Source organism: Pseudoxanthomonas sp., assembly GCF_027498035.1.
Classification (GTDB): domain Bacteria; phylum Pseudomonadota; class Gammaproteobacteria; order Xanthomonadales; family Xanthomonadaceae; genus Pseudoxanthomonas_A.
Genome location: NZ_CP114978.1, coordinates 1,253,728 through 1,278,018, shown reverse-complemented (window position 1 = coordinate 1,278,018; position 24,291 = coordinate 1,253,728). Strand labels below are relative to the sequence as shown.

General features: G+C 63.2%; 17 protein-coding genes. 8 read left to right on the top strand and 9 right to left on the bottom strand.

Translation table 11 applies throughout. The features are described from left to right. Position 1 precedes the first annotated feature (1 nt). The 6 genes from O8I58_RS05545 to O8I58_RS05520 all read right to left on the bottom strand — a co-directional run bounded on the left by O8I58_RS05545 (position 2) and on the right by O8I58_RS05520 (position 11,201). A complete protein-coding gene (locus O8I58_RS05545) occupies positions 2–2,767 on the bottom strand; it encodes a TonB-dependent receptor (protein WP_298321373.1) in 2,766 nt (921 codons plus the stop codon). A gap of 305 nt (positions 2,768–3,072) precedes the next feature. Beyond that, positions 3,073–3,750: an energy transducer TonB gene (locus O8I58_RS05540; protein WP_298321371.1), complete on the bottom strand. Its 678-nt coding sequence runs from the start codon at positions 3,748–3,750 to the stop codon at positions 3,073–3,075. A 144-nt stretch (positions 3,751–3,894) separates the two neighbouring features. Then, positions 3,895–5,466, bottom strand: a complete 1,572-nt coding sequence (locus O8I58_RS05535; protein ID WP_298321369.1) for a tetratricopeptide repeat-containing sulfotransferase family protein — start codon at positions 5,464–5,466, stop codon at positions 3,895–3,897. Then, the gene (locus O8I58_RS05530) at positions 5,466–7,034 is read right to left on the bottom strand and encodes a tetratricopeptide repeat-containing sulfotransferase family protein (protein WP_298321368.1); all 1,569 of its coding nucleotides are present in this window, start codon (positions 7,032–7,034) and stop codon (positions 5,466–5,468) included. Before O8I58_RS05530 ends, O8I58_RS05535 begins: the two co-directional genes overlap by 1 nt. Positions 7,035–7,149: 115 nt before the next feature. Further along, the gene (locus tag O8I58_RS05525; RefSeq protein ID WP_298321365.1) at positions 7,150–10,227 is read right to left on the bottom strand and encodes a TonB-dependent receptor; all 3,078 of its coding nucleotides are present in this window, start codon (positions 10,225–10,227) and stop codon (positions 7,150–7,152) included. Between the two features lie 242 nt (positions 10,228–10,469). After that, entirely contained in the window at positions 10,470–11,201 is a 732-nt protein-coding gene (locus O8I58_RS05520) for an SIMPL domain-containing protein (protein ID WP_298321363.1), read from the bottom strand. A 135-nt stretch (positions 11,202–11,336) separates the two neighbouring features. Here O8I58_RS05520 and O8I58_RS05515 point away from each other — a divergent pair, with 135 nt between their 5' ends. The 4 genes from O8I58_RS05515 (at position 11,337) to tldD (ending at position 19,000) form a co-directional block, all read left to right on the top strand. Next, positions 11,337–11,903: a Maf family protein gene (locus O8I58_RS05515; RefSeq protein ID WP_298321361.1), complete on the top strand. Its 567-nt coding sequence runs from the start codon at positions 11,337–11,339 to the stop codon at positions 11,901–11,903. Further along, on the top strand, positions 11,903–13,399 hold the full coding sequence (gene rng / locus O8I58_RS05510) for a ribonuclease G (protein ID WP_298321359.1): 1,497 nt from the start codon (positions 11,903–11,905) through the stop codon (positions 13,397–13,399). Before O8I58_RS05515 ends, rng begins: the two co-directional genes overlap by 1 nt. 108 nt (positions 13,400–13,507) lie before the next feature. Then, positions 13,508–17,509 (top strand): YhdP family protein, encoded by a 4,002-nt coding sequence (locus O8I58_RS05505; protein ID WP_298321357.1) that lies wholly within the window; start codon positions 13,508–13,510, stop codon positions 17,507–17,509. Between the two features lie 45 nt (positions 17,510–17,554). Further along, a complete protein-coding gene (tldD, locus tag O8I58_RS05500; protein ID WP_298321355.1) occupies positions 17,555–19,000 on the top strand; it encodes a metalloprotease TldD in 1,446 nt (481 codons plus the stop codon). 38 nt (positions 19,001–19,038) lie between these two features. On the opposite strand, the gene yjgA is transcribed toward tldD, so the two are convergent. Next, positions 19,039–19,599, bottom strand: a complete 561-nt coding sequence (gene yjgA, locus O8I58_RS05495) for a ribosome biogenesis factor YjgA (protein WP_298321354.1) — start codon at positions 19,597–19,599, stop codon at positions 19,039–19,041. Positions 19,600–19,674: 75 nt separating this feature from the next. Here yjgA and pmbA point away from each other — a divergent pair, with 75 nt between their 5' ends. From pmbA to O8I58_RS05475, 4 genes are all read left to right on the top strand, one after another. After that, the gene (pmbA, locus tag O8I58_RS05490; RefSeq protein WP_298321351.1) at positions 19,675–21,036 is read left to right on the top strand and encodes a metalloprotease PmbA; all 1,362 of its coding nucleotides are present in this window, start codon (positions 19,675–19,677) and stop codon (positions 21,034–21,036) included. Between the two features lie 119 nt (positions 21,037–21,155). After that, positions 21,156–21,533: a DUF4870 domain-containing protein gene (locus O8I58_RS05485; RefSeq protein ID WP_298321349.1), complete on the top strand. Its 378-nt coding sequence runs from the start codon at positions 21,156–21,158 to the stop codon at positions 21,531–21,533. A gap of 421 nt (positions 21,534–21,954) precedes the next feature. Continuing rightward, positions 21,955–22,134: a hypothetical protein gene (locus tag O8I58_RS05480; protein WP_298321346.1), complete on the top strand. Its 180-nt coding sequence runs from the start codon at positions 21,955–21,957 to the stop codon at positions 22,132–22,134. Between the two features lie 82 nt (positions 22,135–22,216). After that, a complete protein-coding gene (locus O8I58_RS05475; protein ID WP_298321344.1) occupies positions 22,217–23,089 on the top strand; it encodes a DUF2971 domain-containing protein in 873 nt (290 codons plus the stop codon). 58 nt (positions 23,090–23,147) lie between these two features. On the opposite strand, the gene O8I58_RS05470 is transcribed toward O8I58_RS05475, so the two are convergent. Together O8I58_RS05470 and O8I58_RS05465 are read right to left on the bottom strand one after the other, a co-directional pair. Continuing rightward, positions 23,148–24,026: a polyprenyl synthetase family protein gene (locus O8I58_RS05470; RefSeq protein ID WP_298321342.1), complete on the bottom strand. Its 879-nt coding sequence runs from the start codon at positions 24,024–24,026 to the stop codon at positions 23,148–23,150. Next, positions 24,016–24,276, bottom strand: coding sequence for an exodeoxyribonuclease VII small subunit (locus tag O8I58_RS05465; protein ID WP_298321340.1), 261 nt, complete (start codon positions 24,274–24,276; stop codon positions 24,016–24,018). The genes O8I58_RS05470 and O8I58_RS05465 overlap by 11 nt, the downstream gene beginning before the upstream one ends. Positions 24,277–24,291 lie beyond the last annotated feature (15 nt).

The window sequence follows — 24,291 nt, the reverse complement described above, 5'->3', positions numbered from 1 at the left end:
CTTAGAACGTGTAACGCGCACCCAGGGTGAAGAAGCGGCCAATGGCGCCGCTGTAGTCCAGCGGGTTGTAGTTGAAGCCGCCGTAGCTGAGGGGGTCCAGCGGCGCGATGCGGTCAGCCACGTTCTGTACTGAAGCAAACACCGAGAACGCATCGGTCGCCTGCCAGTTGCCCGACAGGTCCACGGTGGTGAACGAGGCCAGCTTGCAGCCGCCCGGCGCGGGGCTGCCATCGGCGTAGTTGCTCGCGCAGTCTTCGCCCTTGGCGGTCTTGTTGTCGATCGAACTGCGGTAGTTGGCCACGGCACTGATGCTGAAGTCGTTGATGTCCCAGGTGGCACCGAAGTTGATGCGGTCCTTCGGCGTGCCGATGCAGTTGGTCACATCGCAGTTGCCATGCGTGCCGGCGTACTCGTAGGTGGTGTCGCCGACCGTCTTCTCGAACTTGTTGATGTGGCTCCATTGCAGGTCCAGGCGCAGCTGACCGGCTTCACCCAGATCGAAGCGCTGGCGGACATCCAGGTCCAGGCCGTTGACCTTGGTCGAGTCCGCATTGACGTAGGCAGTGTTGATGGCCAGCAGTTGGCCGGTGCCCGGGATGCCGTTGACCAGATTGTCGCCACGGATCACGTCACCAGCCGCGATGGCCTGCTGAGGGTCGCCACCGCCGATCTCGTCGGTGCGTTTGATCTGCCAAGCATCCAGCGTCAGCGTCGTGCTGGACGTCGGTTGCAGCACGATGCCGAAGGTGTAGCTCTTGGATTTCTCCGGATCCAGATCCGGATTGGGCGTGGTGATGATGGCTACGCTCTGCGCGCCGCACAGCGTGGCATCGGCTGCGCAGCGCACCGGATCGACGATGTTGGAGAAACCCGCCGAACCGCCTTTGCCCGATTCAGCCGGGTTTGGTGCGCGGAAGCCTTCTGCATACGTGGCACGCAGCGCGATCCATTCGGCCGGCGTCCATTTCAGGCCGACTTTTGGTGTGAAGGCAGTATCGCCACCCTGGTAGTGATCGACACGGCCGGCCACCGTGGCTTCGAAGGTATCGGTGAACGGTGCCACCAATTCTGCATAGACCGCGCTGGTCTTCTCCACGCCGTCATAGGCCGAGTAGCCCAGGCCGATGATGTCGCCGGTTTCGGTGCCGGTCTGCGGTGTGAGCGAGACTTCGTTGCGGCGGAATTCGGCGCCGACCGCCAGGCCGAGCGAACCGCCGCCCAGATCCATCAGCGAGCGATTGGCCCTGGCATCGATGATGTCCAGGCGGCTCTTGGCGCGTGCGCTGATCGTGGGTGAGATGAAGTCATATAGCGACTGTGGATTTTCGCCTGCCCGTGTTCCCAGCAACCAGGTGCCACCGGCGCAGTTCGGATCTTCCAGCGCGCATCGCACCGCGCTGTAGCTCAGGAAGCCCTTGCGCGTATTGGTCAACTCGCTCTGCGAATGCAGGTAGCCCACGTCGTAGTCCCAATCGCCGGCACTGCCTTTGACGCCGACCAGGAAGCGCATGAACTCGTTCTCGTTGTGGGTCTGGCGCGGGCCGACATCGAAGGCCGAGTAACGCAGGCGCGCATCCTGGCCGGTCGGGTTCTGTGGATGATCCGGACCCAGCACGATCGCGCCATCGCCGCTGGACGCATTGACCGGGCCGCCGGGATAGCCCCAGGCACCCGAGGTGCCGGATGGGGTGTTCTGGAAGTCGACCGTCTTCTTCGAGTAGCCGAATTCGGTGTACAGATCGGCGCTGTCGTTGATGCGGAACGTGCCGCGGCTGAAGAAGTTGATCGCCTTCTCGTCCGGGGTCAGATCGCGGAACTGGCCCAGGTCCCACAGGCAGGTGTTGTTGCCTTCCTGCGGCACGCTGCTGAACTGCTCGCAGCCGCCCAGGCGTGTCCAGCTACCGTCGGCATTCTCATACGCGCCATCCGGGGCATTGGTCGGAAGGCCGCCATTGAGGCCGCCGCCCAGGTACTGGCTTGCGCCATTGGCCGACGAATAGCCCCACGGACGGATGTCACCAGTACCGATCCACTTGCGATTCCTGCGGTCGCTGACCCTGATGCCATCGGTCTTGCTGACATCCAGGCTGAAGAACGCGTTCCAGCCATCCTTGTCCAGGTTGCCGGTACCGGCGGTCAGTGTGCCCTTGCGGGTGTTGCCGTCGGTATCGCCCGAGGTGCCATAGGAGCCGGTGAAAATGGCGCCTTCGAAATCGCTGCGCAGGATCACGTTGACCACGCCGGCGATGGCGTCGGAACCATAGATCGAAGAAGCGCCGTCCTTGAGGACTTCCACACGCTCGACCGCATCCATCGGGATGCTGGATAGGTCGGTGAAGACTTTCTGGCCGTCATCGGCAAGGCCGTACGAAGCGATGCGACGGCCGTTGATCAGGACCAGCGTGGAGCCTGCGCCCAGGCCGCGCAGCGAAATGCCGGTGCTGCCCATGGCGAAGCCGTTGCCAAACGTCTTGGGCACCGAGCCGGCGCCATCCACGGTGAGGCTCTGCAGGTATTCGCCGATCGAGGTCTTGCCGGTACGGTCGATTTCCTGGCGGCTGATCACCTGCACGGGCGATGCGGTTTCGGTGCTGGTGCGGGGGATATTGGAGCCGGTCACCGTGATCTTGCTGAGATTGGTGGCGTCCTGCGAGGTGTCTTCCTGTGCTTGCGCGGCAAGGGGGAGTGCGGCGCAGAGGGCGAAGGGAATGGCGATGCTGAGCGCACGCCGACGGAGCCGCGGGCGCGGATGAAGGCTGGTGTTCACTTGCTCTCTCCTACGTAAGAACTTCAAGAACCGCTAAAGATTGCAGATACCGACACGTATGCCGGATGCTGCATGAAAGTTCTTCGCGCGTGACCGGGAGGTAAAGATTCGCCATTCATGTGATGGAGTGTGAGTTCCATCAGGTGCATTCAGGCGTGTGTATGTATTTGTTATTTTTCTGCAGCCCGGGAAGGACCAATGTGATCCGTTACGCATGCGCCAGTGCGCTGAATTTCAAACGGAAGACGAAAAAAAACGCCAGCACAGGCTGGCGCTTCGGGGTGACGCAGCAATGCGGCGGAGCGTCAGCGCAGGCTGAAATCCACCGGTACACGTCCATATGCCTGCACGGCGCGACCATCCTGCATGGCGGGCTGGAACTTCCAGCTCTTCAGTACCTGCGTACGCGCCACGCGGTCCAGCTCGCGGTTGCCGCTGCTGGTTTCGATGACGACTTCAAGCGGGGTGCCATCGACATCCACCAGTACCCGCAGGATGACCGTTCCTTCTGCGTGCGCCATGATCGCCGAGCGTGGATACGCCGGAGCCGGTGCCCGCACGTAAGCCAGATGCGAGGCCGAGATCGGCCCGGTGGGCGCCGTGATCGAAGCATTGTCCGTGACCGGTCCAAGCTCGCTTGGCACCACTGCTTCGGCAATCGCGGGCATGCTGCTGGGTGTGTCGATGGTGATGGGTGTCGGAGGAGCGACCGGTGCCTGCGGTTTTTCCTGACGACGCACGAGCGGAGGTGGCTGGATCAGCTTCGACGTGTCGATCGGCACCTCGATCGGCTTTGGCTTGGGTTTCTCGATGATCTCGAACTGGGGCTTGGGCACATCAAGGTGCTGGACCAGCGGTGGCAACGTAGCCGGGATGAGGAGCAACAGGAATGCCGCCACGTGGACCAGGATGGCCACCGAGATACCAGCGATGCGGGCGGGATTGAGGCCAGTTTCCGGGCCGTAGGGCAGAGTGCGAACCATGGACCACCTCCGTTGTAGGGACATGCTTCAAGGACGAACGTGCGAGGGCATTCGAATGGGGTTATGCCACCAATCGCCTTCCACGCAGGTTCGACGATGCACCGTCGCCAGCTGCCGTGCAAGCTGGCGGCTCATCGCTCAGGTCTAGGGGCCCAAGGCTTGGATGAGCGGCGCGAGAAACTCCGCATAAGGTGCCCATTTGGGCACCTCGCGTGCTTCAATGTGGTTTCTGACCTGCACCGCGCTTGCGGTCACGACGCCGCGTCGGCGCCCTGCAAGCTCGAGCATGGCCGGGTCAAAGTCTAGCCCACAGAAGCCGCAGATCTTGCGCAGCACTTCCTCTGGCTTACGTACCAGGTGCGCATAATCCACGTCCAGGATCCGCCCGGGGAAACGCCGATGCCAATGTGCCATCAGCGCCCTGTATTGACGATGGTAAGCGGCAAGTTCCTGCAGGTCGTAGCTATAGGGGTTGGCGTCCGAGAAAAGCTCCCGAAGGTTGGAAAAACAGGTTTCCACTGGATCGCGCACCATGTGCAGGATCTTCGCGTTCGGCAACGCTGATGCGATGAAGCCGATATTGAGGAAATTCGAAGGCAGCTTGTCGGTGAAGAATGCTTCTCCCCTCAGGCGCCATGCAATTCCGTGCAGGTAACGCTGTCCGGCTTCGGTCAGATTGACCCCGGTGGCGCGCTCCGCGATAGTGGTGTCCACCACGCCGCGACAGTGGTGGTCGGTCACGTGGCGCATGGCGCTGGTGAAGTCGTACAGCTCGCCGATACCGTGCACGTTGGGTGAGCCATCCAGCAGTTGCTCAAGCAAGGTGGTGCCGGAGCGATGCATGCCCACGATGAAAATCGGCGTGGGCGCGCTGGTTGCCTTCTTCGGTGTGGTTGGAATTTCGCTAGGCTCGAATGCGGCCAATGCCTGCATGAGCTGGCGCGACTCAGAGATGTCGTAGCGCAGCGTTGAGCGCTTGGCCCTGCATGCCAGCATTAAAGCTTCCCAGGCGCCCGTCACGTCGCCGAGATCATCCAACTCTTTATGCAGTGCGAAGGCGAGAAGAGCGATATCGCTTGGGTCCCGGTTCGGGCGATTGAGCTGGGCCCGGATGGCATTGACGTGGTGTGAGGTTGGTTGTTGCTTCCTCAACGCAGCCTGTAGCCACCAGCCCTGTGCGATTTCTGGGGCGCGTTTCAACGCCCGCGCTGCATCCTGTTCTGCCTCGTGGAAGCGCCCCAGATAGGTGAGGACCTGTGTACGCGCGAGCAGTGTGGTCGGATAGTCAGGATCGGCACGCCTGGCTTCGTCGAGCAGCTTGATAGCCTGCCCTGGAAGATTGACATAGCTCAGGTGTGCGGCGGTATTGATCAGCAGTGGGATGGGCATCCTTGAGGCAGGAAGCATGCGCTCGACGCATTCCAGCAACTCAGGCACGGCGTTGAAGGTGCGGAGCCGGGCGATCAACTCAAGCAATACTTTTGGAGCGCATGTGGCTGTCGCGTGGGCGCGAAGTGCGAAGTCCTGGGCCTGCCGATAGTGGCCGGAAAGCGAATGCATGTAGGACAGTTGCACCAGCGTATAAGGATCCTCGGGCCTGGCATCGAGGGCTTGGCTGTAGAGCTGCGTGGCATGGGCAATATCGCCGCGTGTTGCAGAGTCCTCGGCGCGTTCGAGCAAGACGGAAAAAACGCTGGCAGGTGGGATGCCGTTCATCAGTTTCCGCCATCCAGTAGCTTGCGTAGCGGCTCAAGCTGAGTGGCATAACGTTTCCAAGCACCGATGCTACGTGTGTTGATCGGCTCGCGCACTTGCGAGCTGCTGGCCGTGGCCACTGCGCTCTTGTTCGACTCTAGGGCAGTCAGGCCATGCGCTGGGGGTAAGCCGATGAAGGAAAGTACATCCCCGATTGCGGTGTCCGGTGATTGAACCAGCTGTTCGTAGGAAACCACGCGGATAGCCTCAGGATTCTGTGATTGCCACCAATGCATCAGCCGTGTGGCGCCACGCACCCGCACTGCGAGTGACGCAGCATCGTAGCTATATGGATAGGCGCCACCTTGGAACAACTCCTTATAGTTTGAAAACGCCGTGTCCATTGGATCGCGTTCCAGTATCAGGATGCGGGCCTGGGGTAATGCACGGACGATCAGGGGTATGTTGAACAAGTTCTGGGGGTTTTTGTCGATTGCGAATGCGGTGGCAGAAACGTGCCGTTTAAGCCGCTGCAGGTACAGTCGCCCAACCATCGATAGGTCGATTTCGAGAAAGGCTGCCGGATCGGCTTCTGGCAGTAGCGTGCTGAAGAAGTGATTGGAAACTTCGCTGACGGCGGCGGAAAAATCATTGCGCTCGCCTGCACTGCTGACCCAACCATGGTTTCCAAGGATCCGATCTAGCAGGGTCGTGCCGGTCCTGGGAAGGCCGACGATGAAGATGGGAATAGGCTGTTCGACTTGACATACTGGATGCGGGGTCGGCTCACATCCGAGCATTCGCAGGCGTTCGAGGGCCGACCGATCTTCGGCGGCCGAGTGCCTGGTAGTTCGCTGCATGATGCGAGCACCGGCCTGCAATGCATCCCACGCCTGCTCATGTCGCCCCGAATGCTCCAGCTCACGGAAGCGCGCGTAGTGCAAGTGCGCAATATCGGGGTCTGCGGGTCGGCGATGGGCTGCTACTTGCTGGATTCGTTCAAGCCTGCGGGGCGGATGCGGATCGTATGAATGTGTGGACAATGCCCAATGTGCATCGACGAGTGCCGGGTCGAGTGCAATCGCGCGCTCATACTGTGTGAGTGCTTCCTCCATCCGGCCCAAGTATCGAAGCACACTGGCGCGTGTGAAAACCAGTAGCGCGTTGGGAGCCAATTTTGGCTCGATCGCATCAAGGAAGCGAAGCGCATCCTGATAACGGCCGCATAACCACAGATGTTGCGAAAGTGCGGGTGATTGGCGGAGTACCTCTGGATCGTTCCAGTCTGTCGACAGGATCAGCGCCGCGACTTCGTTGTCTTCGGAGAAATCCAGCAACCGCTGTGTCACGAATCCTAGAAGCTTCGTGCTTGCGCCAGCGCGGATCGCATCGGCTGCATCCAATACATGTCGGTGGGCCAGCCGATAGTCGTCAGAAAACTGTGCAAACCGCGATATGCGCAATTGGGCTGCAATATGGCGTGCGTCGATGGCGACGATAGCCTCATATTTCGCTCGGGCACCCGTAAGGTTACGCTCCGATTCGAGCGCCTGACCTTCGTTCCAGAGGGAATCCAGTGTCTGCTGCATGGGGTTCAGATGTTGGTATTTGAGTGCGAGATCATAGCGATCCAGGGCCCATAAAAGAGGACGGCCGCCTTGCGGCAGCCGTCCCTTGTCGAACCTGATCTAAAGCGTATCGCAATCAGAAGTCGTACTGCACCATGAAACGTGCACTGCGAGGCGCCTGAGTGGTGTGGTACAGGCCATAGCTGGCAGAGTTCTGCCCATCGTTCAACTCATGAACTTCGTTGAGTGACGTGACCTTCTGGTTGTTGAACACGTTGAACACATCCACCTTGAACTGGAGTCCACTGGCCCAGTTGGGTGCATACGCAATGTTGATGTCGATGCTGTTGGTCCATGGCAGTCGACCTGCTTTGCCGCGCGGAATAACCGCGTAAGGATTTGGCGTGGCATCGTCGTCAGACACGGGGCCGCCACCGGCTTCGGTAGTGGCGCAACGGAAGAATGACGATCCATAGGGGTGGATTCCACCGTTATACGGATAGTAGGTTCCCAGGCAGTTCTTCGGGCGACCGGACTGAACGATCAGATTGGCGCCAACCGACCATTCGTCTGAGATCTGATAGTTGCCAAAGACTTTCAATGCATGACGGCGATCGTTCGGCAGGTAGCCATAAGCATCGACCATCAATTCCTTGTAGTCGAAATCCTGCGTAGTGCTCGTGTCACTCTGGCCGATATCCGACTTCACGCCGCCTTCGGTATTGCCCTTGTTCCAAGCCATGGTCCAGGAAGCCTGGAACCAGAACTTCTCCCAGTTGCCGTCCCAGAACAGCTCGAGCGCCTTGTATGTGCGTTTTGCCTGAGGAGAAAGAAGGTCGGATGCAACCGTGGTTTCTTTCAGCGTCCCATCGCCATAAAGATCCGTCAGGAATACAGCATCCTTGCCGGGATTGAACAGGCGGCAATAGGGGAAGCCTGAATTCGGCAAATCGGCCGTGCGGCCATCCTTGCTCCAAGACCCATCATCTCCTTGAGTGAAGCCTTCGGTCGTCAGGATTGCGGTGTAGTCGCAGTTGTCATCGATAGCAGCCTTCAGTTTGCGGTAAATGCCTCGCGCGCCGATGTTCTGGTTGTCGGTGATCTGCTTCTGGAAGCCAAGAATGAACTCGTCCTGATACATCGGGTCGAGATTGGTGGCCGCGATGGTCTGCGGATTCTTGGGTTCGCCAAACTCGCCGTTGATGTACTGCAGGCCACCTCGGGGGGTGGTGTTCAACGGGGCGCCGGTCTGTGGGTCAACGCCGGTGAACAAGTAGTTCTGCTGGGTGAACAGCGAAGCACTTGCACCACGCACGGCGACCGAAGGCGTCAATGGCAGTGCGTACCGACCGGCGTTGCCGTAGATCTTGAGACTCGAGTCGCCATTGACGTCCCACGTGAAGCCAAGCCTCGGGCCGAATTGATTGTTGATCTTGACGTAGCTCTGGCCTTGGCCGTTCAGATTTTCGAACGTGTCCCAGCGAGCGCCCAGGTATGCAATGAAGTTTTCCGTGATATGCCAGCTGTCTTCGACATAAAAAGCGTGCTGTTTGACCTTGACGGTGGAGCCTTGATTGACGATGCGCTCACGAACGATATCGAACTCGTCCCCGGTGTCCGGCAAACCATCCGGACCATTGTTGGTGGAATAACGGTAGGAATGGCCGCCTTCGTATGAGGTGCCTGCAACGGACTCATAGTTGTCAGCGTCGTAACCGAAGCGGATCAGGTGATCGCCCAAGGCCCATTCAGCGTCAATGCGCCACTGGTCACGAGTGTCCTTGGCGTCTTCGCGTTCAAGCGAAGCGCCAGTAATGTTGCAGGTCGAACCATATGCACCCGTAATATCCTGGCGATAGCCGGGACGTCCGTCAGTGATGATCGGGCAGCCAGTGGCAGGTTCCTGCAGATTTCCACTGTAGGCCACGCGCTGCCCGTCAAGTGTCTGCAGGTGCTCGCTGCGGGCGAATTCCCCATGTCCGTACAGTGCCGAGACGGTAAACGTATCCGTCAGATAGCCGGTGTATTTACCAATCAGATTGGTGCCGCCGTTTTCCTTGAATCCCTTGCCGACGTATTCCCCAGTCTGATACGACGTGTAGTCCGTGGTGTATTTCTGTTTATCGTTGAAACCGGTGAATTCGAGCTTGTTGTTGTCGTTGATGTTCCAGTCCAGCTTGACCAGCCAAGTCGGGTTTTTGATAGTTTCATTTTCGCCATTCTGGCTGTCGAGGCTGCTCAAGCTTCGGACGTTGTCGGTCTTGTCATAGGCCACCAGGGCGTAACCGAAGAGCTTGTCCTTAATCAACGGACCGCTAGCCCACACGGTTCCTACGGTGTCGTTGGTGCTGACATCGGAGTTGTCGTAAACCAACTTTCCGTTGTCACTCGGGACGAGCGGATTGTTGTAGTAATAGCTTTCCTTTTCTGCCTGCAGGCCCTTGGGCGACCAGAACACATTCGCGCCAGCATGGAACTCGTTGCTGCCGCTCTTGGTGATCATGTTCACCACGCCACCGGTGGAGCGTCCAAATTCCGCACCATAGCCGCCGGTCTTGATTTGCTGTTCGGCGATCGCCTCGAAGGGGATCTTGGCGAAGTTCAGGCTCTGAAAGGAGTTGGTGATGTTGAAGCCGTTGACGTAGTACTGGTTTTCCGCAACCGAAGAGCCGCCGAACGAAGCCAGATTGCCAAAGGCGCCGTCACCCTTGACCGTGCCAGGCGCCAACAGGGCTACTGAGGTGGTGTCGCGGGCGACAGGAATCTTGGCCAACTGCTGTGCGGTTAGGATCGTGGCTGACTCGACAGACGAAACGTCGATGGGGTTGACCATCTTCGAGCCACGCACTGTCACCGCGTCAAGGGTTTTGGCGTCACTCGAACTGGCGCTCGAAAAATTGACGGGCGTACCGGTACCTACGCTGACCGCGATGCCTTCCCGGGTGGTGGCGGTCCCGCCTGGGCCCTGATAGGTCACCGTGTAGGTACCTGTGGGGAGTGCAGAAAAACGATAATTGCCATCGTTCCCAACGGTGATCGACCGTGAGAACCCCGTGGACGGGTTGGTGACCTGCACTGAGGATCCAGCTTCGGCCTGCCCAAAGATCGCGCCCGCTGTATTCGACTGCGCGAACGCTACGGTGCTGAAACACATGCCAAGGGCAACGCTGAGTGCGGTGCGCTGCATCGCTTGTTTGGTGCGATTGACTGCCACAGTCTCTCTCCTGACTACGGTATGAACTAAAGGGTCCCGTGTGTCATATGTGTCAATGAGTGACATACGGTTAACCGGAATTTAGCGTTCTTTGCCGTTCAAGTCACGAAGAATTAATGAATCAAAAAAATTGGCCGAAATTTTTCAATTTCGACTCGTTCAGTCACATGAAATGACGTGCTGGTTGCGATAAAAAGGCGCCACAAGGGCGCCTTTTCCTGGGTTGAGGCTGGGTGTTGTGATCAACGCCCCAGTTCAAACACCACGTCGATGCTGACTGAAAGCGTGGTTTCGCCAGGGGAGACGGGGGTGCTGTCGGCGGCTTTGGCGCGGGCCATCATCATGACCGGGCGCGGGCTGCCGCCGGCGCTGCCTTCGGCGATGCTGACGATGCGGCGGACCTTCAGACCCAGGCCCTTGGCGTAGGTCTCGGCGCGGGTCTCGGCTTTCTTGAGCGCGGCCAGGCGGGCCTCGTCGTAGACCGGGTCGGGCTGGTCGATCTCGAAGGTCGGGCCGTTGATCTGGTTGGCGCCCTGTGCGGCCAGAGCGTCCAGCACCTGGCCCAGTTTGGCAATGTCGCGCACCTTGAGGTTGACGGTGTTGGTGGCCTGGTAGCCGGTGATCTTCGGCGCCTGGTTGTCGCGATAGTCGTATTGCGGGTTGAGCATGACGCCACTGGTCTGGATGTCCTTGTCGGCGATGCCGGCCTTCCTGATGGCGGCCATGACCTGGGTCATCTGGGTGGCGTTCTGGCGCATGGCGGTGTTGCCGTCGGGTGCCTGCGTGACCACGCCGGCTGAAATGGTGGCGATGTCCGGTGCTCGGCTGGCTTCGGCCTGGGAGGACACCGACAGCAGCGTGCCGTCGGCCGGCAGGGTGTAGCTGGAAGCGGCCTGGGCGGATGCGGTCATGGCGGTGCCTCCAAGGGCGAATGCGAGGGCGATCAGCAGCGGGCGAAGGCGGGTGGTACGCATGGTGGTGTCCTTGTTGATGCGGTAGCGGGAGGGTATTGCCGGGGGAATGAACGGGCCGTCTGCCCGGTTGGGGTTGGTGGGGAGGCCGCGACCGAGGCCCCCATTCAGGAAGGCGCTGCGGGTTATCCTGAGCGCATGCTGTTTCTCGCCTCCCAATCCCCCAGGCGCGCCGAGTTGCTGGCCCGTCTTGGGGTGAGCTTCGACGTGCTGACCCTGGACATTCCCGAGCAACGCCAGCCTGGAGAAGCAGCGCTGGATTACGTGTGCCGGGTCGCCCGTGAGAAGGCGCAGGCGGGGTTCGGGCTGGTCGCCGACCGGCCGGGTGCCATCGTGCTGGGATCGGATACCGAGGTCATCCTGGATGACGCGGTGTTCGGCAAGCCCGTCGATGCGGCTGACGCCGCGGCCATGCTCCAGCGCCTGTCGGGGCGCATCCATCGGGTGGCCAGTGCGGTCTCGCTGGTGGCGGCCGGACGCCATGCCCAGGTCCTCAATGTGTCGGAAGTGACCTTCGGCGACCTGACCCCGGCGGCCATCGCGCGCTACGTGGCGACAGGCGAATCGATGGGCAAGGCCGGCGCCTATGCGATCCAGGGCAGCGGCGAGGCATTCATCAGCCACCTTTCCGGAAGCTATTCCGGTGTAATGGGCCTTCCGCTGCACGACGCAGCAGGCCTGCTAGCGCAATTCGGAGTGCTTTGATGTCGGAGGAGATCCTGGTCAACGTCACCCCGCGGGAAACCCGGGTGGCGGTGGTGGAAAACGGCATGCTGCAGGAGCTGCACATCGAACGCGGCTGGCGTCGGGGCATCGTCGGCAACATCTACAAGGGCCAGGTGCAGCGGGTGATGCCTGGAATGCAGGCCGCGTTCGTGGAGATCGGCCATGACCGCGCGGCTTTCCTGCATGCCAGCGATATCGTCCGCGCCGCGCCGCCGTCCAATGTGGTGGCGGGTGAAGATGTCGCGCTGCCGCCCGGGCCGTCGACGACCGCCTCGATCCTGGAACTGGTGCGTGATGGCCAGGACGTGGTGGTGCAGGTGGTCAAGGACCCGATCGGCACCAAGGGCGCGCGCCTGACCACCCAGATCAGCATTCCCTCGCGCTACCTGGTGCTGCTGCCGCAATCCAAGGTGATCGGCGTATCGGCGCGGATCGAGGACGAGGCCGAACGTGCCCGCCTCAAGACCCTGGTTACCGACCTGTCCTCCCAGCACGGCAGCATGGGCTACATCATCCGCACCAACGCCGAAGGCCAGCCGGCCGAAGCGCTGGCCGAGGACGTGGCTTACCTGTCACGCGTGTGGAACGTCATCAACCGCCGTGTCGGCGAGATGGCCCCGCGCGCACTGCTGTATGAAGACCTCAGCCTGCCGCTGCGTGCGGTGCGCGACCTGATCCGCAAGGATGTGGAAAAGGTGAAGGTGGATTCGCGCGAGACCTACGAGCGGCTGCAGGCGTTCGTCGCCAAGTACATGCCGCCGCTGGCCGAGAAGATCGAGCTGTATGCCGGCGACCGGCCGATCTTCGACCTGTATGGCGTCGAAGACGAAATCGGCCGCGCGCTGGACAAGCAGGTGCCGCTGAAATCCGGTGGCTACCTGGTGATCGACCAGACTGAGGCGATGACCACGATCGACGTCAACACCGGGTCGTTCCTGGGCCAGCGCAACCTGGAAGAAACCGTCTACCGCACCAACCTGGAAGCGGCCCAGGCCGTGGCCCGGCAGCTGCGGCTGCGCAACCTGGGCGGCATCATCATCATCGACTTCATCGACATGTCCGATGCCGAGCACAAGCGCCAGGTGCTGCGGACGCTGGAAAAAGGCCTGTCGCGCGACCACGCCAAGACCACGGTGTACGACTTCTCGCCACTGGGCCTGGTGGAAATGACCCGCAAGCGCACGGTCGAAAGTCTGGAGCGCCAGTTGTCCGAGCCCTGCAGTGAATGCGGCGGGCGCGGCACCATCAAGACCACCGAAACGGTGACCTACGAGATCTTCCGCGAGATCACCCGGGCCACGCGCCAGTTCGAAGCGGCGCGGCTGCTGGTGATCGCCTCGCCCAAGGTCGTGGCCCGCATCACCGACGAGGAATCGCAGGCGGTGGCCGAGTTGGAGGAATTCCTGGGCAAGTCGATCCGCTTCCAGGCCGATGCGCAGTACCTGCAGGAGCAGTTCGATGTCGTGCTGTTGTGACGGCGTGCGAGCTGCGCCGTCATCCGGGGATTCAGGCCTTGGCACGGGGTTGATCGTCATGCTGTTGGTTGAATCTTTCCCGCGTCCGTCGCTGGCCCGCTCCTCCTGATGCCGATTGCTTTTCATCACCGCCTGCGCGTCCTGCGCCGCATGGCCTGGTACGCGCTGGCCGTGGTGCTGGTCTGCGTGGCGGTGGTGCTGGGCGTGGCCAGCCAGCTGTTGCCGCTGGCCGAGCGCCATCCGGACCGCGTCGCGGCCTGGATGAGCCAGCAGGCGGGGCGGCCGATCACCTTCAAGGCCTTGAAGACTGCGTGGACCCGGCGCGGTCCACTGCTGCAACTTGATGGCCTGCAAATCGGCGCCGGCAATGGCCAGGGCGAAGGCCTGCAGATCGGCCAGGCCGAAGTGCTGGTGTCGCTGTATTCCGGGCTGTTGCCGGGCCGGGCCTTCACCGAACTGCGCCTGCGCAACATCGCCCTTGAAGTCGAGCGCGCCGATGACGGCAGCTGGGCGGTCCGTGGGTTCCCCGGGCAGAAGCCCGGGGGCGACCCGCTGAAGACACTCGATGGCCTGGGCGAACTCCAGGTGGTCGACGGTCGCCTGCACGTGCTGGCGCCGTCGCTGGGCTGGGACCTGCAGCTGCCGCACATCGACCTGCGCCTGCGGGTGCAGGGCGGGCAGGTCCACGCGGGTCTGCGCCTGCAGGGCAGCCGTGCAGGCGGCGAGCCGATCGAGGCCTCGGCGCTGTTCGACCGTCAGACCGGCGACGGTCGCGCCTATCTGCGGGGCGAGGGCCTTCGGCTGGCCGACTGGTCGGCGCTGTCCGGGTTGGCCGGCATGCAGATCCGTGGCGGCCAGGGCGACCTGCATGCCTGGGCGCAGCTGAAGGCCCACCGCCTGTCGCAGGTGCAGGCCGATCTGGGCCTGCAGCAGGTGCAGCTGGCGACCCTGGACGGCGCGGATTCGACCAGCCTCGAGGAAATCCGCGGCCGGGCACGCTTCCAGCTGCAGGCCGATGGCTGGCGGCTGGATGTGCCGCAGCTGCGACTGGGCGCCAAGGGCGGCACCCAGGGTGTCGATGGCCTGACCCTGGCCGGCGGCGCGCATTCGGCATTGGTCGCTGACCATCTGGAGGCTGCGTCACTGCTGCAGGCACTGGCGATGAGCGACAAGCTCAGCCCCGGGCTGCGCAACTGGCTGCAGCAGGCCAAGCCGCACGCCGCGTTGTCCAAAGTGCAGGTAGCCGGCACCGTGCAGGGGCCGTTGTGGCTGTCGGCGCAGGTCGAAGGCCTGGGCTTTTCGCCGGTGGGACACGCACCGGGCCTGACTGGCCTGGCGGGTACGTTGACCGGTGACGAACAAGGCGTGGCGCTGGTGCTGGATCAGGCCGTGCCGCTGCGGTTCGACTGGCCGGCCGGTTTCGGCGTGGTCCACACCGCCACCCTGCAGGGCACGCTGGCGGCCTGGCGCGAAGGGGCGGGCTGGAAGGCCGGTACGCCATCGCTGGTGGTGACCGGGCCGGACTTCGGCCTGGATGTGCGCGGGGACGTGTGGTTCCAGAGCGACTTCACCCGGCCGTGGTTGAACATCGCCGCCGACGTGCATGACACCCCGGTGCCGGCCGCGCGTGGCTTCTGGGTGCACCATCTGATGTCCAAGGCCTCGCTGGACTGGCTGGACATGGCCATGCAGGGCGGCATGGTGCGCCATGGCACCGGGCTGGTGACCGGTGACCTGGATGACTGGCCGTTCCTGCACAACCAGGGCTTGTTCGATGCGCAGGCCGATATCGACAACGGTCGCATCCGGTTCCAGGCCGACTGGCCGGACATGACCGACCTGGATGCGCACGTGCGCTTCGTCAACAACGGCTTTGACCTGTCGGGCAAGGGCAAGCTGGGCGAGGTGCCGATCCGGCGCATCGCCGGTGGCATCGCCGACTGGCACGAAACCGTGCTCAAGATCGACGCGGCCGGTGGTGACGATGCGGCCAGGCTGCTGTCACTGGTCCGGCACAGTCCGCTGCAGAAAGCCTATGGCAGTTCGATCAAGGGGCTGACCGCGACCGGTCCGGCCAAGGTCGATTACACGATGCAGCTGCCGCTGCGCAGCGAATCGACGGTGGAACGCAAGATCGGTGGCCATGTGGTGCTGGAAGGTGCGCATCTGCTGGATACGACCTGGGACCTGGATTTCGCCGACGTGCGCGGTGCGGCGGGCTTCACCGATGGCGGTTTCGATGCGCCGTCGCTGGCGATCAACCGTGCCGGCCAGCCCGGGCAGCTCGCATTGCGTGCTGGCGATGCGGCGCAGGACAAGGCCAACGTGTTCGAGGCCCAGCTGCAGGCGCCGCTGACCAGCGACGAGCTGCTGCAGCGCGTGCCCGAAATCACCTGGCTGCAGTCCTATCTGCACGGGCGCTCGCCGTGGACGATCAACGTAGGCGTCGGCGCGCCGCCGGCCAACGGGGGCGATCCGACGGTGCGCATCAATGCGCAGTCCGATCTGGTCGGCACCACGCTGCAGCTGCCTGCGCCGCTGGAGAAGCCAGCGAACAAGTCGCTGCCGGCCAGCGTCAATGTGCAGCTGCCGCTGGACACCGGCCGGGTGGATGTGAATTTCGGCAAGCTGATGGCGTTGCGTGCGCAGGAACGCGCGGGTGACACCGGGGTGCGGATCGAGCTGGGTCACAGCAGCATTCTCCAGCCGGTCCCGGCCAGTGGGCTCAGCGCCGGTGGTACGGCCAGCTCGCTGGATGTCGCGGGCTGGATCGCACTGGCGCGTGCGTCCGGTAGTGCGCCGGCCGACGCGGCGCTGGTCAAGGCCGGTGCGGCGGCCGCGGCGCTCAGCAGCCCGCAGGTCGTGGCCAATCCGGCCCTGCCAGCGCAGTCACCAGTCACGCCACCGGCCGGCAGCCAGCCGCTCAAGCTGCGCGGGATCGACATCACCGCGCAGAAGCTGCTGCTGATCGGCGGCGCTTTCCCGGCCACGCGCGTGCAGGTCACGCCGGCGCACGCATCGCTGGATGTGAAGCTCGATGGCGACGCGTTGTTCGGCAGCGTCCACGTGCCGGACGACGAGAATGCGCCGGTGCAGGGCCAGCTGGACCGGCTGTTCTGGGTCTCGGCCACGCCGCTGGCTTCGCCTGGAACCACGACGCCGTCGACCGCTGCAACCGCATCCGACAAGGCCTCGACGCCGCTGGAAGACGATCTGGACCCCTCCGTCCTGTCGCCGTTGGCCCTGGATGTGGGCGACCTGCATTTTGGCGATGCCAAGCTGGGCAAGACCACGCTGCGCACGAGCAAGGTGCCGGGCGGACTGCGCATCGACACCCTGCAGATGCGTTCGGCGCAGCAGAAGATCGACGTCACCGGCGACTGGACCGGTCGCGGCCGCAGCGCCCGCACCCATCTGGTCGCCAAGGTGGACAGCCAGAACCTGGGTGACCTGATGGACGGCCTGGGTTTCACCGGCCGCGTGCGTGGCGGCACCGGCAAGGTCGACCTGGATCTGGCCTGGCTGTCCAGTCCCGCCGGGTTCTCGCTGGCTGGACTGGAAGGCAGCGCCAAGATGGATGCCCACAATGGCGCGCTGCTGGAAGTCGAGCCCGGCGCCGGCCGCGTGCTTGGCCTGTTCAGCCTGACCCAGCTGCCGCGCCGCTTGATGCTGGATTTCCGCGACTTCTTCTCCAAGGGTTTCGCCTTCAACCAGATCAGTGGCGATGTTGCTTTCGCCAATGGTCAGGCGCAGACCAGCAACACCGTGATCGATGGCCCCGCGGCGGAGATCCGCATTGGCGGCAGCACCGACCTGAAGGGCCAGACCTTCGACCAGACCATCCACGTGCTGCCGCGTTCGGGCAACCTGTTGACGGTGGTCGGTGCGGTGGCTGGCGGCCCGGTCGGCGCGGCGGTGGGCGCGGCCGCCAACGCGGTGCTGCGCAAGCCGCTGGGCGAAATCGGCGCCAAGACCTACCACGTCACCGGCCCCTGGAAGGACCCGAAGGTCGAGGTCAGCGAGCATGACGAACCGGCTGCCGCGCCTGCACCGGAGGCCGCGCCGTCGACGCAGGCGCCTGTCACCGCAACACCTGCACAGCCGCGCTGAACGCGCGCGGCTTGCATTCCCCCTTCACGACCCGATCATTGCCCCATGAGCACATCCGCACTCGCACTTGCCGAATCCCGCCTGCTGCTGCCCGCCGGCCTGGACCAGACCGGCCTGGACCGCGCCTTCGGCACCCTGCTGGGACCAGGTATCGACTTCGGCGACCTGTATTTCCAGCACGCACGCCGTGAGAGCTGGACGGTGGAAGACGGCATCGTCAAGGACGGCGCGCACTCGATCGAACAGGGCGTGGGCGTACGCGCGATTTCCGGCGAGAAGACCGGCTTTGCCTATTCGGACGACATCAATTCGGCCGCGCTGCTGGCTGCTGCTGGCTCGGCGCGTGCGATCGCCCGCGATGGCGCCAGCCACGCGCCGCGCACCTTGGTGCGTGGCCAGGGCCGCGCGCTGTACGCGCCGGAAGATCCGGTCGATGCGATGGGCAACGACGACAAGGTTGCCGCGCTGCGGGCGGTGGACAAGTTCCTGCGCGCGGCCGATCCGCGCGTGCAGCAGGTCAGTGTCAGTCTGTCCGGCGGCGTGGACACCGTGCTGATCGCGCGCAGCGATGGCGTGTTGGCCTCCGATGTGCGCCCGCTGGTGCGCCTGAACATCCAGGTGATCGTCGAACAGAACGGCCGCCGCGAATCGGGCTACGCCGGCTACGGCGGGCGTTATTCGTATGCCGAGCTGCTGGGCGGCGGCAAGCCGGAAGAGTTCGCCCGCGAGGCGCTGCGCCAGGCGCTGGTGAACCTGGAAGCGGTCGATGCGCCAGCCGGCGTGATGCCAGTGGTGCTGGCTGCGGGCTGGCCGGGTGTGCTGCTGCACGAAGCGGTCGGCCACGGCCTGGAAGGCGACTTCAACCGCAAGGGCACCAGCGTCTACGCCGGTCGCATTGGCGAGCGCGTGGCATCCAAGGGCGTGACGATCGTCGACGACGGCACGCTGGAAGGCCGACGCGGTTCGCTCAACGTCGATGACGAAGGCGAGCCCACCCAGTGCACCACGCTGATCGAAGACGGCGTGCTGGTCGGCTACATGCAGGACAGCCTCAACGCGCGCCTGATGGGCATGCAGCCCACCGGCAATGGCCGCCGCGAATCCTTCGCGCACCTGACCATGCCGCGCATGACCAATACCTACATGCTGGCCGGTCAGCACGATCCGCAGGAGATGATCCGTTCGGTCAAGAAGGGCCTGTACGCGGTCAACTTCGGCGGCGGCCAGGTCGACATCACCAGCGGCAAGTATGTGTTTTCCGCGACCGAGGCCTACCTGATCGAGGACGGCAAGGTCACCGCGCCGGTCAAGGGTGCCACGCTGATCGGCAACGGCCCGGAAACCATGCAGAAGGTCCGCATGATCGGCAATGATCTTGCCCTGGATGCAGGCGTCGGCGTGTGCGGCAAGGACGGGCAGAGCGTGCCGGTCGGTGTGGGCCAGCCGTCACTGCTGATCGACGGGCTGACCGTGGGCGGCACCAAGGCCTGAGGCGCGCGGCGATGACGCCCGCAACGCGCCTGCCAGGGTCATTCTTCTTCGTCGTCGTCCGGCGCGTCGTCGCCAGTGTCTTCAGCGGCCGACAGCAGCCCGCGGACTTCGCGGTACAGCTCGCGGTAGGACGCCGGCGGCTTGTTGCGCTTGCGCTCCTCGGCCACGTTGCGGATCAACTGGCGCAGGCGCTGGCGGTCGGCCTCCGGGTATTCGTCCAGCAGCTGGGTCAGCGCCTCCGGATCGTCCAGCAGGCGCTCGCGCCAGCCTTCGGCCTGATGCATCAGGCCGGTCTCGATGCGCGCAGCGTCGCCGCTGACATCCAGCGCGTCGCGGATGGCTTCCAGCGTTTCGTCGTCTTCCTTGCGCATCTGCTTGGCCAGGAACTGCAGCTGGCGCTTGTGCGCGATGTGCGAGGTCACCTTCTTGGTGTCGGCGACGTGGTCGGCCAGTTCTTCGCTCAGCGGCAGCTTGGCCAGCTGCGTCGGGGTCAAGGCCACCAATTGTTCGGCAAGCGAGCGCACTTCCAGCGCGCCCTGGCGCTGCTGGGTACGGCTGGGGCCGCGGAATTCGCCGCTTTCCGGATCGCGTCCACGCATACATCACACCTTCTTCAAAGGCGCGCTGCGTAAGGCGCGCGCCGGGTCAATCGAATAGAGACATAGGATAAGCCATTGAACGCACTCACTTCCCACATCCAGGACGACAGCAGCCAGCGGATGGAGCACTTGGCCGGCCTGTCCGAGCGCCTGCTGGACATGGCCCGCAGCCGCGGCGCCACCCAGGCCGAGGTCAGCTGCAGTGAAGACCGCGGCCTGAGCATCAATGTGCGCATGGGCGAAGTGGAGACGGTCGAATCCACCCAGGACCGCGCCATCGGGGTGACGGTCTACTTCGGCCAGCGCAAGGGCAGCGCCAGCACCGGCGACCTGCGCGAAGAGAGCCTGGCCGCTACGGTCGAGCAGGCTTGTGCGATTGCCCGCTACACCGAAGACGACGAGGCCGCCGGCCTGGCCGACGCCGACCGCATGGCGCGCGACTTCCCGGACCTGGGTGGCTGGCATCCGTGGCAGCTCGATGCCGACGCGGCAGTCGACCTGGCCCTGGCCTGCGAGGCCGCCGGCCGCGATGCCGACGCACGCATCACCAATTCCGATGGCGCCTCGGTCAGCAGCGGGCATGGCCTGTCGGTCTATGCCAACTCGCACGGCTTCATCGGCCGCGACCGCGGCACCCATCATTCGATCGGCTGCGCGCTGATTGCCGGCACCGGCGAAGGCATGCAGCGCGACGGCTGGTACTCCACGGCGTTGGCGCGCGAGCTGCTGGAAGCGCCCGACGCCATCGGCCGTCGCGCGGCCGAACGCACCGTCGCCCGCCTGGCGCCACGCGACCTGGCCACCGGTCAGTACCCGGTGCTCTACAGCGCCGAAGTCGCGCGCTCGCTGATCGGCCACCTGTTGGGTGCGGTCAGTGGCGGGGCGCTGTACCGCAAGGCCAGCTTCCTGCTGGACCACGTCGGCAAGCAGATCTTCCCGGACTGGTTTTCCATCGACGAACTGCCGCTGCTGCGCGAGGGCCTGCGTTCGGGGTCGTTCGATGCCGAAGGCGTGGCCACGGCCGATTCGGCGCTGGTCACCGGCGGCGTGCTGCAGCGATACGTGCTGGGCAGCTATTCGGCGCGCAAGCTGGGCCTGCGCAGCACCGGCAATGCCGGCGGCATCCACAACCTGAAGATTGCGGCCAACGCCGGTGACCTGGCGTCGATGCTGAAGGGCATGGGCACCGGCCTGCTGGTGACCGAACTGATGGGGCAGGGCGTGAATTCGGTGACCGGCGACTATTCGCGTGGCGCCGGCGGCTTCTGGATCGAGAACGGCGAAATCGCCTTCCCCGTCGACAACGTCACCGTCGCCGGCAACCTCAAGGACATCTTCGCCAACATCGAAGCGGTGGGCACCGACCTGGACCCGCGCTCGCATATCGCCATGGGTTCGGTGCTGGTCGGGCGCATGACCGTTGCTGGCGGGCAATGACGTAGTTTGGGATATGTGTCGTCCGGGGGATTGACGCGCACTGCGCGGCCCACGACAGTTGGCCGCGTCCAGCTCACGGCCGGAACGTTCGGCCACCCAATCCAGGAATGACAAAGCTCATGAACGAGTTCGAGAACGTCACCGCTCCACCGCCACCGCCGGCTGGCGTGGCCCCGCAGGAAGATCGGGTCGTTGGCCTGATCGTCCACCTCACCGGCATCGTGGTGAGCTTCGTGGTCCCGCTGATCCTGTGGCTGGTGAACAAGGACAACCCGGCCAAAGCCTGGCTCAACGACCAGTCCAAGGAAGCACTGAATTTCCAGATCACCGTGTTCCTCGCCTACATCGTCTGCAGCGTGCTGGGCGTGATCGGCATTGGCTTCCTGTTGATGCCGCTGGTCTGGATCGCCAACCTGGTGCTGTGCATCCTGGCCGGGATCAAGGCCAACGAAGGCCAGGCCTATCGCTACCCGTTCGCGCTGCGCCTGATCAAGTAACCAGTGCGTCATTGCATTGAAAGAAAGCCCGGCCTTGTGCCGGGCTTTTTCATGGCGCACCTCCCTGTGCGCCACCCTGTTGATCAGCGATTTTCAGGCAACAAGGTTCTATCGCGGACGACGTGGGTGTCCTGTGGCTGATCTGGAAAAGCGAACTGCGGGGAGCAGTCGGAAAGTTGCACACCGATGCTTTTACCCGAAGCAGCGTCCCGGATATGGCGGCAGCGATACCGCATTCTCCGATATGGCTGTCCCGCCGCCACACCAAGAACATGACGTATCTGATCTCGTGCGTGAGGATGATTCGCTAACACCCGGCGAGTTCGAATCTCCTGATTGACCCGTCTTCAAGCGGCTAGCAGAATCGCCGCATACGCCCCATTTCGGGGTCTATTAGTAGTTAGGCCGCAAAGGAAACTCCATGACGCTTGAAGAAGAAGCAGAAGGTGCTACCAAGCTGCTGGCCGGACGGGTAGTTGAGACTATCTGGCGTCATCGCCCAAGAGAGATCGTTATCCAGTTCACCGATGGGAGTCGGCTTTTTGTCGACATCAATGACGCCGCCCTTGAGCTTTCCGTCACCAATTGCAACGGCGAGTAGTCAAGCTGCTAGGCTGCGGCCTAACAATTCATTCAAGCCGAAACCGCTTCGCGGCTCGGCTTAATTCAGGCGTTAGGCGGCTATGGAAGATCACGGCGCACCGGAGAGGGTATTCAAGTACCTTTCCCCAGCCCGTATCGGAATTCTGTCCGATCAACTGGTTCGCTACACGCCATTAGGAGCATTCAACGATCCGTTCGAAGGAAGGCCCGAGATTACGCAACTTGCCTCGAATGAAGCGGCGGTTGCCTCTTTTGCTGCGGCAATTCCCAGTGAACTTGAAGCCGCATATAGCAGCCTCCCCGCGGCACTGAGGACACGATTTTCACTTCAGCAGTGGGTGCGGTTTGCAACCCCCTTGATGCAACAGCAGCAAGGACAGTTTCTCGCAATGCTCGGCGCTGTATCAAACAGACTCATCCCAGCGATTCCCGCCAAGATGGATGAGGTCTTGGGTGTCCTTTCGCTATGTGAGATTCCGGATAGCCTTCTCATGTGGGCTCACTACGGAATGAGCCATACAGGGTTTGTGTTGGAGTTGGATTCGAGACATCCGTACTTCAACGCCCGCCGCACAGATCAAGATGAGTTTGGCCACCTGCGCCAGGTTCGCTATCGAGATGTCCGTCCTAGTGCGTCTCTCATCGACTTGGACGGTACGGAGATGTTCTTGGTCAAAAGCAAGGAGTGGTCGTATGAACGAGAGTGGAGGGTTCTTCGCCCGCTCAAAGATGCGCACAACCTAGTTAATGCTAACGGCGAGGACATTCATCTGTTCCAGCTGCCACCTTACTCAATCAAGGCAGTTATTCTTGGGGTGAGGGCGTCAACCACACTCGCAGATCAAGCCCGGCAGGCAATTTCCAGCAACAGCGCGATGTCACACATCAAACTACTTAGGTGCGTTCCGGATGAATCTTGCTTTGCAATCAGGATTGTCGCGGACGCCGCCTAACAACTCATCCAAGCCGAACCCGCTTCGCAGGTCGACTTGATTCAAGCTTGCTGCGGAATCAGTGCCCGCGTTTGACCGCAAACTCGCCCAGCGCTGCCAACGCATTCGCTCGCGCGCCGAACGGCGCCAGCGACTCCTTCATCTGCACCGCCAACGCATCCAGCTTCGCCTTTGCACCGTCCATGCCCAGGAGGGCGGGATAGGTCGACTTGGCTTGTGCCGCGTCCTTGCCGGCGGTCTTGCCGAGCGCTTCGGAACTGGATTCGACATCGAGGATGTCATCGCGGACCTGGAAGGCCAGGCCGAGGGCGTCGGCGAAGGTGTCCAGGCGTCGCAGGGTGTCGTCATCGGCACCGCCGGCCAGGGCGCCCAGGCGCACGCTGGCGCGGATCAGGGCGCCGGTCTTGAGTGCGTGCATGCGCTGCAGGGCCTGCAGTGGCTGCACGCCGCCGGTCGCGTCGATATCCAGCGCCTGGCCGCCGCACATGCCGGCCACGCCGCTGGCCTGGGCCAGGGTCTGCAGCCAGGCCACGCGCAGCACCGCGCCGGCATCGCTGCCGGCCAGGACTTCGAACGCGCGGGTCTGCAGCGCGTCGCCAGCCAGGATCGCGGTGGCTTCGTCGAAGGCGATATGCACCGTGGGCTGGCCGCGACGCAGGGCGTCGTCGTCCATTGCCGGCAAGTCGTCGTGGACCAGCGAATAGGCATGGATCAGCTCGACCGCAGTGGCCGGCGCATCGAGCACGGCTTCATCGGCACCGGTCAGCGTGCCCGCCGCATAGACCAGCAACGGACGCATGCGCTTGCCGCCGCCGAGCACGGCATGGCGCATGGCCCCGTGCAATCGCTGCGGGGCGAGGTCGGGATCGGGGAGCGCCGATTCGAGCGAGGCTTCGACACGCTGCGCCCAGCGTGCGAACACGGCCTCACTCGCCATCGGGCAACGGGGCGAAAGGTTCGGCGGACTCGGGGCGGTCGGGGTCGCTGAGCAGGCGCACGCGCAGTTCGGCCTGCTCCAGCGCGGTGCGGCAGCTGCGGTACAGGCCCACGCCACGCTCGTAGGCGGCCAGTGATTCTTCCAGGCTCAATTCGCCCTGTTCCATGCGCCCGACCAGCTGTTCCAGCTCGTCCAGCGAGGTTTCGAAATGCGCCACGGGCGAGGCGTCGGCTGCGGGTTTCTTTGCCATGCGCAAAGTGTGGGG

What these genes read in the sequence shown, in the direction of transcription:
- O8I58_RS05540 (WP_298321371.1), bottom strand. Translation starts at nt 3,750, where the DNA reads ATGGTTCGCACTCTGCCCTACGGCCCGGAAACTGGCCTCAATCCCGCC.
- O8I58_RS05535 (WP_298321369.1), bottom strand. Translation starts at nt 5,466, where the DNA reads ATGAACGGCATCCCACCTGCCAGCGTTTTTTCCGTCTTGCTCGAACGC.
- O8I58_RS05530 (WP_298321368.1), bottom strand. Translation starts at nt 7,034, where the DNA reads ATGCAGCAGACACTGGATTCCCTCTGGAACGAAGGTCAGGCGCTCGAA.
- O8I58_RS05520 (WP_298321363.1), bottom strand. Translation starts at nt 11,201, where the DNA reads ATGCGTACCACCCGCCTTCGCCCGCTGCTGATCGCCCTCGCATTCGCC.
- O8I58_RS05515 (WP_298321361.1), top strand. Translation starts at nt 11,337, where the DNA reads ATGCTGTTTCTCGCCTCCCAATCCCCCAGGCGCGCCGAGTTGCTGGCC.
- rng (WP_298321359.1), top strand. Translation starts at nt 11,903, where the DNA reads ATGTCGGAGGAGATCCTGGTCAACGTCACCCCGCGGGAAACCCGGGTG.
- O8I58_RS05505 (WP_298321357.1), top strand. Translation starts at nt 13,508, where the DNA reads ATGCCGATTGCTTTTCATCACCGCCTGCGCGTCCTGCGCCGCATGGCC.
- tldD (WP_298321355.1), top strand. Translation starts at nt 17,555, where the DNA reads ATGAGCACATCCGCACTCGCACTTGCCGAATCCCGCCTGCTGCTGCCC.
- yjgA (WP_298321354.1), bottom strand. Translation starts at nt 19,599, where the DNA reads ATGCGTGGACGCGATCCGGAAAGCGGCGAATTCCGCGGCCCCAGCCGT.
- O8I58_RS05485 (WP_298321349.1), top strand. Translation starts at nt 21,156, where the DNA reads ATGAACGAGTTCGAGAACGTCACCGCTCCACCGCCACCGCCGGCTGGC.
- O8I58_RS05480 (WP_298321346.1), top strand. Translation starts at nt 21,955, where the DNA reads ATGACGCTTGAAGAAGAAGCAGAAGGTGCTACCAAGCTGCTGGCCGGA.
- O8I58_RS05475 (WP_298321344.1), top strand. Translation starts at nt 22,217, where the DNA reads ATGGAAGATCACGGCGCACCGGAGAGGGTATTCAAGTACCTTTCCCCA.
- O8I58_RS05470 (WP_298321342.1), bottom strand. Translation starts at nt 24,026, where the DNA reads ATGGCGAGTGAGGCCGTGTTCGCACGCTGGGCGCAGCGTGTCGAAGCC.
- O8I58_RS05465 (WP_298321340.1), bottom strand. Translation starts at nt 24,276, where the DNA reads ATGGCAAAGAAACCCGCAGCCGACGCCTCGCCCGTGGCGCATTTCGAA.